The organism is uncultured Acetobacterium sp., from assembly GCF_927416815.1.
Classification (GTDB): domain Bacteria; phylum Bacillota; class Clostridia; order Eubacteriales; family Eubacteriaceae; genus Acetobacterium.
Window position 1 is genome coordinate 114758 of sequence record NZ_CAKMJU010000026.1, and the last position, 14291, is coordinate 129048.

The following is a 14291-nucleotide window of genomic DNA, read 5'->3' on the forward strand; positions in this document are numbered from 1 at the left end:
GCTTATTTTGTCACGAAATTTTATTTAGCGACAAAACTGGTACTCTTTCATTGTTCCATTGAAGGGCTAGCGTCTGTTCATTATTCTCAAACTTGTGACTTCTGCTCAATCTCAGTGACACAGGTGGATTTGATGGTTTCCACCAAAAACTGTAGGGCATCAATCACATGGGGGCGAATATCACCACCGATGAGGACAAGCATAATATCGTCGCCCAGGTCTAACTGGCCTTCATTGAGCCAGACCCGGACGTGGAAAATGCCGTCCATTTTTTTGGTCGCTTCGATCGCCGCCGCCACCTTGCTGGCATCATAAAAGAATGCCATCCCGGTAACCAACGATCCATCATCGACACCCTCTCGCACCTTGGCTTTGGGGGTTTGGCGGACGGTACCATTATGAACCAGATACATGCCTTCCTGTAAGGCTTGGGGATCATTTTTTGCTTCTTTTAACCAGGCATCAATCGATGGTGCCGTTTTTTTGGTATTTTCATTATCCATTCACGTCTACTCCTTTACTCTTTTTTACTCTTTTTTTCTCTTTTTTACTCATTTTTACTCATGATGCATTCCTGAACAAGTAACGATATGAACAGCCCTGCTCATTTTTTTGATGTTTCTAAGCGCTTGGAGCGATCCCTAAAATCTAAGCATCACAATACTCTACTTTATCATATCAAACGAGAATCTCAAAGAATTTGTTGCCGATCTTAGTCCCTTCTGGTTTGCTTTTATAAATGGTATTTGGTATCATAGGAATGAAACAGCGTACAAATTTTAAAAAAGGCGGATATAAGCATGAGCACAGCATTAAATAGATATGAGGCACCACTATTAATTCTTAATTTTATGTTCCCAAATGTTAAATCGCGGAGCTTGCCCAATGGATAATCAGGAACCCAAGCACCAGCGACGACCCCGCTACAAAGGCACCCACCCCAAAGCCTACAAAGATAAGTATAAGGAATTGCAGCCAGAAAAATATGCCGATACAGTCGAAAAAGTAATCCAAAAAGGCAGCACCCCAGCCGGTATGCACCGTTCCATTTGCGTTGATGAAATCCTCGAATTCCTGGCGATTAAACCGGGACAAACGGGATTGGATGCGACCCTCGGCTTTGGTGGCCACAGCCAGGCGATGCTTAAATGCTTGGCGGGTCAGGGTCACCTCTACGCCACCGATGTTGATGCCATCGAGCTGCCCCGCACAGCGGCGCGTCTTGCTCAGGCTGGGTTTGGACCAGAAATTCTAACCATCCGTCACCTCAATTTTTCCCAGATCGATGAGCTTGCCCGCGAATCCGGACCCCTGGATTTTGTACTGGCCGATTTGGGGGTATCTTCGATGCAGATTGATAATCCCGAGCGCGGCTTTTCCTTTAAGTTTGAAGGCCCCTTAGACCTGCGCCTGAATCCCGAAAGAGGCATCTCGGCGGCCCAGCGGTTAAAAACCATTTCCCAGGATGAGCTGGAAGGGATGTTTATTGAAAACGCCGATGAGCCCAATGCCGCAGCCATCGCCAAGGTCATGGTCGACCACCGAAACAAGGGTCTTGAGATTGCCACCACCACCCAGCTCCAGGAGATTATCAATGCCGCCCTCAAGAAAATCCCCGGCAGCAACAGTAAGGAAGCCCTTAAAAAAACCTGTCAACGCTGCTTTCAGGCCTTGCGGATCGATGTCAATGACGAATTTGAAGTCTTGTATGAATTTCTTGAAAAACTGCCGGATGTACTGGCTCCCGGCGGCCGGGTTGCGATCCTGTCTTTTCATTCTGGCGAAGACCGGCTGGTTAAAAAATCTTTTCAGCGGCTCTTTCGGGAAGGCGTCTACATTGAGGTGGCTCCCGGCCCACTTAAGCCTTCAGCCGAAGAATGCCATGCCAATGGCCGCGCCCGGTCAGCCAAATTGCGCTGGGCCATCAAAGCCTGATTATTGGGTGCTCCTGCATGGATTTGAAAATTTTCTGTAAATTATAAAAGAACCTGAAAATCAGGTTCTTTCAGACTGTAAATTATGATAACCCAGTACCGACAATTGTTACATCATGTTGTGACCGAGGGGTCAGACCCTCCGCATCGGAGCGGACACGGCATCGCCTGTCCGATTCCGCGGCGAACAACAGATTAATAATTGGTCGGTACGGTAGTTTAACGATAACCTCAAAGAACCTGGAAAATCAGGTTCTTTTTTAGGTGGTTTATAAATTTTCTGGTTTTAATGAATAATATAGGCAATATTGCCGGACTCTGCCCAGGCAGCGGCAAACTGATCGAGTCGATAGCGGACTCTTACCCCGCCATTGCTGGCAGCCGCCGGATCATTGATGATGATATAATCCGTGCCGTTTTCCTGCGTAAAACCGCAAACGACAATCAGGTGACCATAGGTTGACCGAATCGGTGCCCCATTAACGACCGGCAAATTTCCGCTAACCCCGGCGCTGTTTTTATAGGCTACTGCTACCACCACCGGATGTCCGCCAGCGATTTCCCGCTTCAGCCCCTCAATGGTTGAATAATCGACATAAGCGTGATAGCCAAAGCTTGCGGCATAGGCGGTATTAAAGGGCCAGTTACCGAAATCTTGATAGCCATAATCATAGGATCCCCAGGCGGCGGCTTCCGGCTGAACCGGAGTGCCGTAATAGTTTAAGATCATCGCCACGCTGGTCGGACTGCAGATCGAATCGGCGATTGACGGCTCGCGAACCATCTGTGATAGCTGCGGCACATTAAGAACCGGCAAATTTGATAAATCAGGATTATCGGTGAAAACCTTGCTAATCCCCTGACCAGGATTGGCATTTCGGAGCGCCACAGCAATGAGTCGCACCGTCGGTGTCACTCCGGTGGCGCCGGAATGCAAGATCACCCGATACTGGATTTTATTGGCGGTTTTGCCATTTTTGACCACCAGTGTATCGACATCAATTTTTGCCAGGGGGCTATCAGTATTGCCGATCCCGGAAGCCCGTTTGATGGTGGTTCCCCACTGACCAAAGGAGAGCCAGTCAGACCAGTTTTCGTTGGCTTGACCGCTGCCATCACTTTCACAGACTCGAGCCTCCACTTGAATCAGAGTTCCAGCCGGAGTATCCGTACTCCAGGACAGCACCGCTTTGGTAAAGGGGCTGGCATTAAAGACGTTCGAGGTATAGACTCCCGATTGGTGACCGGATTGCAACATAATTGCTCCATCGTCGGCATTTCCCGTAATCACAACCCGATCCAGTCCCATCGCGTTATCATTAAAATCGCTGCTAGTGGTCTGCGTCATCAGATTTCCCGGCACCGCTTTTCGCTCAATAAAGGGCTTATTCTGATCCACGGTTCCCCCCGGTGGATTTCCGCCCTTAGGTACGATGACAATATGGATGCCCTCCAACCGATAAGAATAACCAGCCGTTCCCGAACTTTCTCCATTTTTAGCCCAGCTCAACCAGCCCATGTTCTGAGCGTGAACCTGGTAATAGACATCAAAGCCCGCGGCATCAGCCCCGGTTAAATTAATTTGGATCGCTTCTAACCGGTAACTCAGTCCTTCGGTGCCGCTCATGGCACCGTTACTTTTCCAACCGCGGTCGGTCTCAGCTTCCCAACCGATATTTTGAATATGGGTTTGATAGGTGATCCCCAGATCATAGTCCGAGGCCTCCACCTTCACTTCAATGCCCTCCAACCGCAGGCTCCGGCCAGAGGTTCCGCTCATGACACCATCAGCAACAAAATCCTGCCAACCATCATTCTGGACATGAGTGCGATAACTGACACTAGGAGCAGTAGCCGCGATGACCCCCGACGGGAGTATTCCGGCAAAAAGACCCAGGCCAAGCAACATGACAAGATAACTTAATAACCTTTTTTTCATAATTTAACCTCACTTCTCGTAAACGATTTCAAATCTCTAGTGCTTTTTCTTTTTCTGGCTGTCTTAATTATTATCCTATTACTATACCAAATATGAAGCCGAAAAGCGAGTGATAACAAACGACCACAATGGTATCTGTAATTTTTAAAGAAACGACTTTAAATTTTTAGCTGCCAACAATGGAATTGGTTTACCGATGGATACCTCAACCCTTAGCAACTTCAGCCAACCGGATTATCAGGATATCTATGCAAACTCGTTTCCGGGGAGAGTATCATTGCCAGATAAACCGCTAATTCAAACACCGCCGCTTTATCGCTGTTGGCGACAACGGTTACCTCCATCAAGTACATTAATTCGCTATCATCTGTTATTAAGAAAAACAGACTTGCCGGTCAGATCATCAGGCAATCCTTTAGTTTATCCAGATCGAGGATTCTAAAAGAATTCTGGTAGTAATCCAGCAGCCCCTCGTCCTTCATCCGACCCAACTCCCGGCTCATGGCAGTGCGGGAAACATTCAGGTATTCGGCCAACTCGTTGCGGTTGAGGACAATATCAAAGCTGCGGCTCTTGTTTGTCTGGGACTCCTGAATCAGATAGGTGGCCAGCTTTTCGCGCATCCCTTTTAACATCAGCAGTTCAATTTTAGAATTCATCCGGAAGTTTTTTTCACCCAACAGCATCATCATATTCTGGATCAGCTGAAAGTGAAAATTACAGGCGTTGCCACAGGTTCTGATGATCCGTTCAAAGGGAATCAATAGAATCTGGGATTCTTCTTTGACACGAACACTCACCGGCGCGATTCTGGCTTTGGTACAGACTATCCCCTCCCCAAAAATATTGGCCGGCCCTAAAACATCCATAATCAGTCTGGTGCCGGCGGGGTTTTCTTTGATAATTTCAACCGCACCAGTAAGTACGATCCCGACAAAGCTGATTTGGCTGCCAGCCAGAAAAACATAGTCATCACTGCTGAATTTCCGGATATTGCCATTGATGCAGGTCATCAAAGTTGTATATTCATCGGCTTTAATATTATCAAACAAGGGACTTTTTTCAAGTATCCCATAAAATTTCTCCATCGCCATCCCTACTTTCTTCTATAAATAAACGCGCGACCCGATCCGCTGTCGGTTTTGCCTTATTATACGACAGCCCGTTTATTCCGTAAAGGTTCAAAATAAAAAAAACGCCTGCTAAGCGGGCGCTCAAAACTGTAATAAAACTACTAGCCCCGTACCGACAATTGTTACATCATGTTGTGACCGAGGGGTCAGACCCTCCGCATTGGAGCGGACAACAGCTTAACAAGGGTCTGACCCCTTGGTCATTGATATTGGTACGATGTCGTTTCTGTCTACCTTCTCCCCGGCTTACAGCGAAGCCAGATGGGCATTGAGTTTGTCAATCAGGGCATCGGCACTGGTACTGTGCACCTGGCAGGCTTCCTCGATGGTTTCCATTTGTGAAGAGGGGCAACCGAGACAATGCATCCCGATTTCTAATAAGATCGGCGCAAAACCACCATCTATTCTTAACAACTCACCAATTTTCATATCTTTCGTTACTTTTTGCATGGTAAAACCTCCTGAGATTTATTGTGAAAACAATAATTTATTTTTAACTTGAGCTTAGTATACCACAAATATTCTTATATTTTGTAGCTACAGCTACAATTATTTGCAAAAAAGCGGTTATAATGAACTTATCAAATCAAAACAGCGGCGATAAAAAAAGTCGCAATCTCAGGAGGACGAATATGAGCAAATTTTTAGGACCGATTCATTTTTGGGTCTATAACAAAATTCAGATACAAGAGGAAATGATCGCCGACATCATCGCATTATATGGAGAAGCGGCATCACAGCACCAGGACGAGCTGGACCAACGCTATGGCATTTCTGAAACCCGACCCTTAGAAGCCGTCATCGATGAAGGCAACATTCACGGCTGGCTCCAGATTAATGTCACCCGGTCAGAATATAAGCTGGCTGATAGTGTAACCGCACTGCTAAAGCAAGACCCCGACAACTACCAACTGATCGAAGCAATTTTTAGCGCCACCGGACGATCACTATCCCAGGCCAATCTGACCGCCGCCGCGGCCTATAAGCTGATCAGCGACAGTCTGTTGGATGGGATGCCCTGTGATCACGCCAATGCCCTGATCGCAGAAAGCGATGAACAAGTGATCTGGCAGCGCAACAGCTGTGTCCACAGCAAGACCTGGAACGAAGTCGGCGGCGACATTGCCGTCTATTATGCCCTGCGAGAAGCCCTGATTCGGGGTGTTCTGGAAAACACCGGCTTAGTCTATGAAAAAACTGATGCTGTCACCAGTGTCATTAGGAGGGAAAGTTAATGAACAGTATTGAATTAATGGTCTATGAACACACTAATATTATCCGGATGCTGGGCGTAGTCCGAGCCGCCAGCGCTCAGGTGATGAAAGGTGACCCCATCAATTACGATGACTTTGACCAGATGATTGACTTTATCGCTAATTATGCCGATGTCCATCATCATGGCAAAGAAGAAAAGTTTCTCTTTAAAGAAATGGTCGATCACCTGGGGAAGATGGGCACCAATCTGATTTCACACGGGATGCTGGTCGAACACGATTGGGGCCGTTTGTTTATTGCGGAATTAAAAGCCGCCTTGCTCCGGGTACAGGACGGCGATGATGAAAGCCGCCTGGATGTGATTGCCAATGCGATTGGTTATGCCAACCATCTGGCTCGCCATATCGCCAAGGAAGATACGGTCGTCTATCCCTTTGCGAAAAAGCAGCTGGCTCCGGAAATCCTGGCTCAGATCAACGCTCAAACCGATGTCTTTGAAGCCGAAGCCGACCAACAGGGGATTCCGGCTTACTATCTAAATATCCTGGAAGCGCTGGAGTCAAAATATCAATAAGACCCTAAGCAGTTGCTAAGCCACGGCAAACCCCAATTTATCATCATAGCGGTCAAGCGGATTTACCCAAAAACGAGTCCCCAACATGAAGTTGGGGACTCGTCTTGCGTGATGACGCGATTATTGATGATTCACACACACGAATCAGCTTGCCTGTTCATAGCTTACAAAGGTAACATAGTCGTATTCACAATCCATCCGAGATTCATCACCCTTGGGGATCGACTTAATTCCGCCAACCAGTTTACCGCCTCTTTCAAACGCTTCACTGAGCTTGCGGTGGAAGTCACGCGCATTGTTGCTTGTTACTATACTAATTTTACCCATTTTTTACCCTCCTGTATTTATTCAAAGTTTTCAACTCAGTATAACACAGGAACTTTGTCAAAAATAGCCATAATTCAACTGAAAACCTTTACCAGTTCAAACTTCTAAGGTTTCTTTCAAACATTTTAAACCGCGATGAGTGCCAGCACTTTTTCTATCCCATTTGCTGCTGAGGGAAAAGTTCTCATGCTATTGCACTGGATCGTTTTCGTCATCGGGTTGATATTCCCGGATTATTTTTAAATTCTTTTTAATAATTTTCTTCTCGCGATACATTTTTTCATCGGCATGGTTGATGATGGTGTCAATGTATTCATTGGAAGTACCGCTAAAGCTTTCAATCCCGTGACTGGCACTGATCAGGTAGCGCCGCTTTTCGGTCTCATTGATCGCTTCAAAATCTGCTACAATCCGTTGCCAGACGGCTTCGGCGCCGTTTTCATCGAGACCTTCAAAGATGATCAGAAACTCATCCCCGCCCAGTCTGGCGACAAAATCATTTTCGCGGATTTTATCCTTGATACTGTTGGTGATGGTTACGATCAGCTCATCCCCGACATCATGGCCGAGATAGTCGTTGACGTCTTTCAAACCGTTGATATCGATAAAGCAGACTGAGTTTTCACCATTGTTTTTCACGCTGTTTTTGTATAACTGAGTCAGTTTCTCAAAGCCGGTGCGGCGATTATAGACTCCGGTCATCGCATCATACTCAGAAAAATGTTTAATTTCATCGTTCTTAACCTTATTGACAGTCAATAACGCCCCCAAAAACAAAGACAGCATCAAGATCAGAAAATAGGCTATCAGATTATTTTTAAGCACCAGCAGCACGGCATCAAACAGGTTGCCTGTTAGCAGTTTTCCATCATCAGTATCCGGCGGAATATAAGAAACAATCGTCCAATCCTCTAAGCCCAGCGCCAGCGAATGGTCGCTATCGAGGGCAAATTTATCAGCAGTCAAAATTTTCGTATAATTAAAGACGCCGGTGTCAACTATCTGGGCGCCGCTTGCTTCCGACTGGATGGTCTGCCAGACATTAGGAAAGTCATTTTTAAAGCTCTCATCCCGCCGCTTATCGTCCATGAATGACCAGGCTTTACTGGTGTCTTGGCTGTTGTAAAGCCAATCGCCATCGGAATTGAGCATAAAAATTTCACCCTGGCTGGTGGAGGCAATTTTTTCCACTTCACGCAGCATATCATCGGCCGAATAATTCAGTACCACGATTCCCTGCAACTGGCCGCGGGCTCCATAATAGGTGGTAGCCAGCCGGATCGTCGGTTTAATGGGCTGCTCGATCTGATTGTTTTCCATATTTAAATCCAGTTTGGAAATATAAATCTGGTCATCGTCAAGACCAATTGCCTCAGTAAAATAATAGCGGTCGGCCTTGTTCTGAAGATCGTCACTATCTGTCAGGGTGGCACCGGTATCGCTATAATTGACCCGGATCACTTCATCGCCATCCCCATTAATAAAGCGGATCTGATCATAAATCATTTTCCGGTTGGCAAAGGCCAGCCAATGATCCTCAACATCGGAATAGTCGCCCCGACCGCTGTCCCCCATTGCTAAGATATCGGTAAGGTATAAGAGATCGGTCGTCAGGCGATTGACCTTATTGGCGACGATCGTTTTTTCGACATCGACCAGCAGTTGTTCCTGGCTCATGATTTCATTTTTTAGAACCGTGTCCGCATTAATCTGGATCACCAGTGTAATCAGAAAAAACACCAGGCTGAGAATCAGGAATAGTCCCAGGGTATAGAGCATTGTTTTTTTCGTATCTTTGTTAATGGCTTTATCAATCAAGGTAAAACTCCTTTTGTTTAATCAGAAATAAGTTTGATGTTATTTTACCCTATTCAAATCTCTAAAACAAGGGTAGCGCGATGTTTTTGCGGTGAAATAACTGAAGTTCCTATTTTAAAAATCTGCTGGGGCGGGCTAGTCGGTACCTAAACAGTTCTTTTAATTCGGCGATCCGGTTTCTGGCTTGTTTCCATGCTGCGATCAAGTTTAACTGAAATACTTCGAATTATCATTCTTAGTTGCAAAATTTTCATTCTTAGTTACAAAATTTGGTTGAGTTAATCGCTCTGGCCTGTTAAACTGAAGCGGGTATCTCTAATAAATCAAAAAAGCCTGAGTGCCAAACTTAAATTCAAAAGGAGCACATATGTTGAATGATACGACCAATAATTACTTGAAAGCCTGCGAAAACTGGCGGCTCAAATTTCTGGAAATGGACAAACAGCAGCTGCTAGAAAAACTGCCAGAAATCAAACGGGAAGCCGACTATCTGACCTTGAAACTGTTCGATCGCAATTTTGGGATTCATAGCGAAACCGGAAAAATCGTCAGCCTCGAAGATCTTCAGCCGGCCGAGATCATCAGCCAATTGAATATTTATACCCTATTGGGATTTGTTTCACCCCAGGCTCGGTTACTCGATAAATGGGTTCCCTTTAGAGAGCTAAGCGGTGCCTCGCCCTTTACCAGAGCCTTTGAGAATCATGTCCTGATTCCCTTTGCCCTGACCTTCTCGGGACAAACTGAAAAGTTAACCAAGGCCTACCAAGCGCTGGGCGGTTCGACCCTGTCTCACTCGGATGCTGGCGGTCTGCTTAATGCCTTCGACTGCATCCCCCTCAAATTTCATTTCTGGGATGGCGACGATGAATTTCCTGCTCAGGCTAATATTCTTTACGACTATAGCGCCACCGATTTTATCCATGTCGAAAGCACTGTCAGTATTGCCATGGAGGGCATTGAGCGGCTCGCCAATGCGGCTCAACTTGAGATCAAGGGACCAATTTTTAAAATGTAGGCCACACCAAAACAAAGCCGTTCCTCCCGAAAGGGAAGGACGGCTTTGTCTCATTTGCGAACATTATCCTTAATCATACTGTTTTTTTGCTGGCAAAACAGCTGCTGTTTTTTTACCAAGCTACGCTATCTTAAACAGGCTTTGATCAATTTGATCGTAGAGCGCCGGATATTCCGTGCCCACATTGGGTAGGATCGTCCAGGGCAGTGCTTTAGAAGCCCAGTCAATATAGTCATAAAACTCACCCAGCGACTGTGCCGGATTGGAATTTTTGTCCGGATTAACGGTTTTGGCCTGGTCAATCGATTTGATCAACAAGGCTTGCAGCTCCGGGTTATGGTCTACCATTGCGATTAATTCGGCGGTGATCGGCTCATGGACGGGGTTCTCCGCCCTATACGACAGGGGTTGACAGCACTAATAAACTGACAACCAGAAACAGTGACAATAGTCTTTTTATTCTCTGCCTCCAGAATAAATTTGTCCCGCGTTTTTGTGTATTAAAACTATTACCCATATTACCACAGACTATCTCGCTAATCAAAAAATAATAAGCGGATTCTCTGATCCCTTACCAGCGTCACACTTTCCCAACTGGTGCCATATAAATGACAAACTCATCGTCGCCATCGATATTAAGCAGCTGATCAGCTGCTGGTTGATCGTAGGCGGCAATGGCACAGGTTCCCGCTCCGATGGCTTGGCACGCCAGATAAAGGTTTTGGCAGACATGTCCGGCATCTAGCGCAATGACCTTGTAGGAGGCCTGGCCATAGCGCCATTCCATCCGATAAGGAATTGCTGTCCAGATAAAGGTAACCGCCCCTGATCCGGCAAACTGCTGATTTAAGGCCGCCTCAATCGTCTTTGCTTTGAGTTGTGGCGGTGTTGATTCGAGCACTAATTGATGCTGGGACGGCAGATAGCGGTAGATTCCCGGTTCCAGGCCGTCGACATTAAAAACGGCCAGATAAGTTTCCAGGGCATGCCGATTTCCCGCCGAGGGAACCGTCCGCAGGGCATTTTTCTGGCGCCACTGGCGAACCCCCTGGGTCGACCACAGCAAAAAGGACAATTCGTCAAGAGAGATCGCCTGATTGTTAAATCGACGCCGCGATTCGCGCTGTAAAATCGCGGTTTTTACGGACAAATCCCCGATCTTTAAGGCTTCCGGCGCAGTCAGGGCGATTTTCTTTGCGTCTGCTAAAGATGGTTTTTCAATCGGTGGGGCTGGAACGCCGATGTTCTGATCGGTGTGGCGAAAATCGGTTTGCTGGCGAATATCGTCTTTTAAGAAATACTTTGAGCTTTTAATATTTTCATTTTTCATCATTTTCTGCCTTTCATTTTCTCATGGATAAGCAATTTTTCTGATTGCATTCTCTATTATTTTACCCTATCAGAATAATTTAAGCAGCAATGAGAGAAAAAGCTTAGCTTAATTGTTATGATTTCTCATTTAAAAGGGGGCTTCTGAGAAAGTTCGACTCCTTTACAAAGGTTCTAATCACGCACCAACAGAAAAAGAGACCAGCATGCTGATCTCTTTTTTGCTCATCCTCCGCCCACTGGCGGAAAAATCAATACCCTATCACCATTTTTCAAGCTACTTTCAAGCCCAGCCAAGGCATCGATCACACAGCCATTTACAAAAACAGCAATACCCGGATTAAGCGCTTCGCTGTTAGCAAATAGTCGCTTATTTAATACTGGCCCATAGCTACTGCAAAGTTGATTCAGGGCATCCCCAACAGTAGCCCCTTCAGGAAGGACAATGGTCTGGTCTTTTTTTTCACCCATCAGGGCTTTTAAATCCATGATGGTGGTAATTTCAACGGTAATCATCTTGTTTATTTTCTGCTTCAATCATTTTATAACAGACCTCGAGCTTCAAGCAGAGCGGCAGCTTCCGGCAGGTCAAGCTCGGCCAGTTTTTGCTGGCTGGGTACTCCGTCCTGAGCCCAGTTTCGAGCTTCATAATACTCGTTAAGCATCAGATCCAAGTCTTCCTGAGAAATTCGCTGGCCAGAGGAGCCACCTTCTTTGATGGTTTCATCGATGATTCGCTTGGGAAAGGTATCATCCGCCCGAGTAAAACCGGCTGAAATATTGTAGACACGAGCCAGGTTATTGACCCGCTCCCCGACCTTACCGACATCTTCTTTAGTCAGAGCCAGTCCACTGGCACTGCTGACCAGATCGGCGGTGTTTTGCTCGGCAATCGCCGGAACCGCCATATCCATCAGAAAACCGCACATCGTCGGGCAGTCGGTGGTGGCACAGCGGATATCCTGATTCCACTTGGTCAGCCAACCCTTGCCGGCTACGGCAAAGCGGTCATAGGCCTTGGGCACCGGTATCCCAAAGACTTCCTGAAAGGCGTAGCCGCGGTTATGGTCAGCCCCGGTATAGCTGGTGGCAAAATTAAGGCCATGAGCCTTAGCTCCGCGGGGATCATAAGCCGGTAATTCCAACCCCTTGATGTGCATCGCAAAATCTCCGGCGTCTCCGCCGATCTTTTCGGCCATAATTCGGGAGCCGTCACAAAGCAGCTCACCAATACCCGCTCGTCGGAAGGCGATTTCTTCAATCAGCTGGGTCACTGCCTGATGATTGCCAAAGCGCAGATCAATCCCATTGGTGTCGGCAGCTGAGAGCATCCCCCGCTCGAAGAGCTCCATCGCAAAGGCGATGGTAACTCCCACCGACATGGTATCCAGGCCATACTTATCGCAGAGCATATCATTATAGATAATGCTATCGACACTTTCAACGCCCACCACACTGCCCAGGCTGTAATAGGTTTCGTATTCGGGATCTGACATCCCTCCTTCGTAGCCCTGACCCTTGGCCAGTTTAAGCTGAGTACAACCGACCGGACAGCCATAGCAATGTTCATTGCCCTTGTTGCGGCTGAGGCTTGCTTCCACCCCAATCGTTTCCGAATAGTCTTTTTCACCGGTGTTGCGATAGTTTTCAGAGGGAAACATTCCCATCGCAGAGGTGACATCAACCACCATCGGAGTGCCCAGTTTGGAAAACTCTGGATAAAGCACCGGGCTTTGTTTCATCGCATCCAGCATGAACTTTCGAGCCGCCGAAAAGGCTTCAGGATTGGCAATGGGAACCTCTTTCGTTCCTCTTATGGCGATGGCCTTGAGATTTTTTGAGCCCATCACCGCGCCTACCCCTTTACGACCAAAGGCTCGGCGCTCATTAATAATCGCCGCCATCTTCGACAGATTTTCGCCAGCTTGGCCAATACAGGCAATCCGAGTATTCTGATCGCCGACATCCTGCTTGATGATCGTCTGAGTAATCTGCGTATCCATTCCCCAAATTTTTTCTGCATTTTTGATCGACACCTTATCGTCCCTGATATGAAGATAAACCGGGGTTTCTGATTGCCCCTCAATGATTAGCACGTCGTAGCCGGCAAATTTCAGTTCAACTGGAAAGTAACCGCCAGACAAAGACATTCCCACTGCACCGGTCAAGGGGGATTTGGTGGTTACCGCTATCCGGCTAGCACAGGGGGCGGCGGTACCGCTCAAGGGACCCGGTGCAAAAATCAGCTTATTATCGGCTCCTAAAGGATCGACGTCGCCGGGCACCTCATCAAAGAGATATTTCACCCCAAACCCCGCGCCACCAATATAATCTCTGGCAATCTTTTCCGGCAAGTCTTCAACTAATACTGTTTTTGTGGTGAGATTCACCCGCAATACTTTTCCCATATAACCGCCCTGAAACATTTCATTACCTCCTTGTAATCTGAAAATGATCAACCACGTCATTTCCGTACTTGTTTATAATCAGGTATCTGACAACGTTATCATATCACTTTAGGAAAATTTAATCAATATACCCCGTATTATTCACAAAAACATAATAAAACCCGTCAAAGCCCATGAAACCGTAGCTTTCAGCGATTTTTCAATTTCACCCATTGGGTGAGAACAAAAAAATAGAAAAGAACCCCAATTTCTGATAAAATTTAATTGCAAAACCAAAACCATCAGAGAAAAGGAGTTCTTTCAATGACAAGTTTAAACGATTATGCAGTAAATTTCAACAAAAAACTGAAAGTGAGTTTTAATGGCGGGGATCTTTCATCCGATGCCGGTCTGCTGATTCCCCGGAGCTTTGACGAATCACTTGGTTTGAGTCGTCTGATTGAAGCGTATTTCCCACAAATAGGAAAGCACTGTCATTCTACAGCGGATGTGATCAGACAAGTGATCTATACCACCAGGCCATACTTATCGCAGAGCATATCATTATAGATAATGCTATCGACACTTTCAACGCCCACCACACTTAAATTAGTATA

General features: G+C 46.6%; 16 protein-coding genes. 5 read left to right on the top strand and 11 right to left on the bottom strand.

All coding sequences use genetic code 11. The annotated features are described in order from the left end of the window. Window positions 1-86 precede the first annotated feature (86 nt). Window positions 87-503 carry a molybdenum cofactor biosynthesis protein MoaE gene (locus tag QZ998_RS04655; protein ID WP_296558428.1) on the bottom strand — a complete coding sequence of 139 codons (417 nt, stop codon included), beginning with the start codon at window positions 501-503 and terminating at the stop codon, window positions 87-89. Window positions 504-885: 382 nt separating this feature from the next. Between QZ998_RS04655 and rsmH the strand changes: the two genes are divergently transcribed. Beyond that, entirely contained in the window at window positions 886-1935 is a 1050-nt protein-coding gene (gene rsmH, locus QZ998_RS04660) for a 16S rRNA (cytosine(1402)-N(4))-methyltransferase RsmH (protein ID WP_296558429.1), read from the top strand. A gap of 285 nt (window positions 1936-2220) precedes the next feature. Here rsmH and QZ998_RS04665 read toward each other — a convergent pair whose 3' ends face one another. From QZ998_RS04665 to QZ998_RS04680, 4 genes are all read right to left on the bottom strand, one after another. Next, complete coding sequence (locus QZ998_RS04665) at window positions 2221-3873, bottom strand: C39 family peptidase (RefSeq protein ID WP_296558431.1); 1653 nt, start codon at window positions 3871-3873, stop codon at window positions 2221-2223. A 221-nt stretch (window positions 3874-4094) separates the two neighbouring features. After that, window positions 4095-4226 carry a hypothetical protein gene (locus QZ998_RS04670; protein WP_296558432.1) on the bottom strand — a complete coding sequence of 44 codons (132 nt, stop codon included), beginning with the start codon at window positions 4224-4226 and terminating at the stop codon, window positions 4095-4097. 42 nt (window positions 4227-4268) lie between these two features. Continuing rightward, the gene (locus QZ998_RS04675; protein WP_296558433.1) at window positions 4269-4967 is read right to left on the bottom strand and encodes a Crp/Fnr family transcriptional regulator; all 699 of its coding nucleotides are present in this window, start codon (window positions 4965-4967) and stop codon (window positions 4269-4271) included. 285 nt (window positions 4968-5252) lie between these two features. Continuing rightward, entirely contained in the window at window positions 5253-5456 is a 204-nt protein-coding gene (locus QZ998_RS04680) for a DUF1858 domain-containing protein (protein ID WP_296558434.1), read from the bottom strand. 182 nt (window positions 5457-5638) lie between these two features. On the opposite strand from QZ998_RS04680, the gene QZ998_RS04685 reads away from it, so the two are divergent. Together QZ998_RS04685 and QZ998_RS04690 are read left to right on the top strand one after the other, a co-directional pair. Beyond that, window positions 5639-6241, top strand: a complete 603-nt coding sequence (locus QZ998_RS04685; protein WP_296558435.1) for a hypothetical protein — start codon at window positions 5639-5641, stop codon at window positions 6239-6241. Continuing rightward, on the top strand, window positions 6241-6795 hold the full coding sequence (locus QZ998_RS04690; protein WP_296558436.1) for a hemerythrin domain-containing protein: 555 nt from the start codon (window positions 6241-6243) through the stop codon (window positions 6793-6795). The genes QZ998_RS04685 and QZ998_RS04690 overlap by 1 nt, the downstream gene beginning before the upstream one ends. Before the next feature lie 144 nt (window positions 6796-6939). Here the strand turns inward: QZ998_RS04690 and QZ998_RS04695 are convergent, their stop codons facing one another. Together QZ998_RS04695 and QZ998_RS04700 are read right to left on the bottom strand one after the other, a co-directional pair. Then, the gene (locus QZ998_RS04695; protein WP_296558438.1) at window positions 6940-7122 is read right to left on the bottom strand and encodes a hypothetical protein; all 183 of its coding nucleotides are present in this window, start codon (window positions 7120-7122) and stop codon (window positions 6940-6942) included. A 189-nt stretch (window positions 7123-7311) separates the two neighbouring features. Then, on the bottom strand, window positions 7312-8940 hold the full coding sequence (locus QZ998_RS04700) for a diguanylate cyclase (RefSeq protein WP_296558439.1): 1629 nt from the start codon (window positions 8938-8940) through the stop codon (window positions 7312-7314). Window positions 8941-9307: 367 nt separating this feature from the next. On the opposite strand from QZ998_RS04700, the gene QZ998_RS04705 reads away from it, so the two are divergent. Further along, window positions 9308-9958, top strand: a complete 651-nt coding sequence (locus tag QZ998_RS04705; protein WP_296558441.1) for a DUF3786 domain-containing protein — start codon at window positions 9308-9310, stop codon at window positions 9956-9958. Window positions 9959-10078: 120 nt separating this feature from the next. Here the strand turns inward: QZ998_RS04705 and QZ998_RS04710 are convergent, their stop codons facing one another. The 4 genes from QZ998_RS04710 to QZ998_RS04725 all read right to left on the bottom strand — a co-directional run bounded on the left by QZ998_RS04710 (window position 10079) and on the right by QZ998_RS04725 (window position 13713). Further along, the gene (locus QZ998_RS04710) at window positions 10079-10306 is read right to left on the bottom strand and encodes a hypothetical protein (protein WP_296558443.1); all 228 of its coding nucleotides are present in this window, start codon (window positions 10304-10306) and stop codon (window positions 10079-10081) included. A gap of 232 nt (window positions 10307-10538) precedes the next feature. Further along, entirely contained in the window at window positions 10539-11288 is a 750-nt protein-coding gene (locus QZ998_RS04715) for a SagB/ThcOx family dehydrogenase (RefSeq protein WP_296558445.1), read from the bottom strand. Between the two features lie 224 nt (window positions 11289-11512). Further along, window positions 11513-11803 carry a MoaD/ThiS family protein gene (locus QZ998_RS04720; RefSeq protein ID WP_296558446.1) on the bottom strand — a complete coding sequence of 97 codons (291 nt, stop codon included), beginning with the start codon at window positions 11801-11803 and terminating at the stop codon, window positions 11513-11515. A gap of 26 nt (window positions 11804-11829) precedes the next feature. Next, entirely contained in the window at window positions 11830-13713 is a 1884-nt protein-coding gene (locus tag QZ998_RS04725) for an aldehyde ferredoxin oxidoreductase family protein (protein ID WP_296558449.1), read from the bottom strand. 285 nt (window positions 13714-13998) lie between these two features. Between QZ998_RS04725 and QZ998_RS16890 the strand changes: the two genes are divergently transcribed. Then, window positions 13999-14244, top strand: coding sequence for a transposase (locus tag QZ998_RS16890; protein ID WP_366512394.1), 246 nt, complete (start codon window positions 13999-14001; stop codon window positions 14242-14244). Window positions 14245-14291: the final 47 nt, after the last annotated feature.

Bases quoted from the DNA above. Each gene is read 5' to 3' on its own strand.
- QZ998_RS04655 (WP_296558428.1), bottom strand. From the start codon at position 503: ATGGATAATGAAAATACCAAAAAAACGGCACCATCGATTGATGCCTGG.
- rsmH (WP_296558429.1), top strand. From the start codon at position 886: ATGGATAATCAGGAACCCAAGCACCAGCGACGACCCCGCTACAAAGGC.
- QZ998_RS04665 (WP_296558431.1), bottom strand. From the start codon at position 3,873: ATGAAAAAAAGGTTATTAAGTTATCTTGTCATGTTGCTTGGCCTGGGT.
- QZ998_RS04670 (WP_296558432.1), bottom strand. From the start codon at position 4,226: ATGTACTTGATGGAGGTAACCGTTGTCGCCAACAGCGATAAAGCGGCG.
- QZ998_RS04675 (WP_296558433.1), bottom strand. From the start codon at position 4,967: ATGGCGATGGAGAAATTTTATGGGATACTTGAAAAAAGTCCCTTGTTT.
- QZ998_RS04680 (WP_296558434.1), bottom strand. From the start codon at position 5,456: ATGCAAAAAGTAACGAAAGATATGAAAATTGGTGAGTTGTTAAGAATA.
- QZ998_RS04685 (WP_296558435.1), top strand. From the start codon at position 5,639: ATGAGCAAATTTTTAGGACCGATTCATTTTTGGGTCTATAACAAAATT.
- QZ998_RS04690 (WP_296558436.1), top strand. From the start codon at position 6,241: ATGAACAGTATTGAATTAATGGTCTATGAACACACTAATATTATCCGG.
- QZ998_RS04695 (WP_296558438.1), bottom strand. From the start codon at position 7,122: ATGGGTAAAATTAGTATAGTAACAAGCAACAATGCGCGTGACTTCCAC.
- QZ998_RS04705 (WP_296558441.1), top strand. From the start codon at position 9,308: ATGTTGAATGATACGACCAATAATTACTTGAAAGCCTGCGAAAACTGG.
- QZ998_RS04710 (WP_296558443.1), bottom strand. From the start codon at position 10,306: ATGGTAGACCATAACCCGGAGCTGCAAGCCTTGTTGATCAAATCGATT.
- QZ998_RS04715 (WP_296558445.1), bottom strand. From the start codon at position 11,288: ATGAAAAATGAAAATATTAAAAGCTCAAAGTATTTCTTAAAAGACGAT.
- QZ998_RS04720 (WP_296558446.1), bottom strand. From the start codon at position 11,803: ATGATTACCGTTGAAATTACCACCATCATGGATTTAAAAGCCCTGATG.
- QZ998_RS04725 (WP_296558449.1), bottom strand. From the start codon at position 13,713: ATGTTTCAGGGCGGTTATATGGGAAAAGTATTGCGGGTGAATCTCACC.
- QZ998_RS16890 (WP_366512394.1), top strand. From the start codon at position 13,999: ATGACAAGTTTAAACGATTATGCAGTAAATTTCAACAAAAAACTGAAA.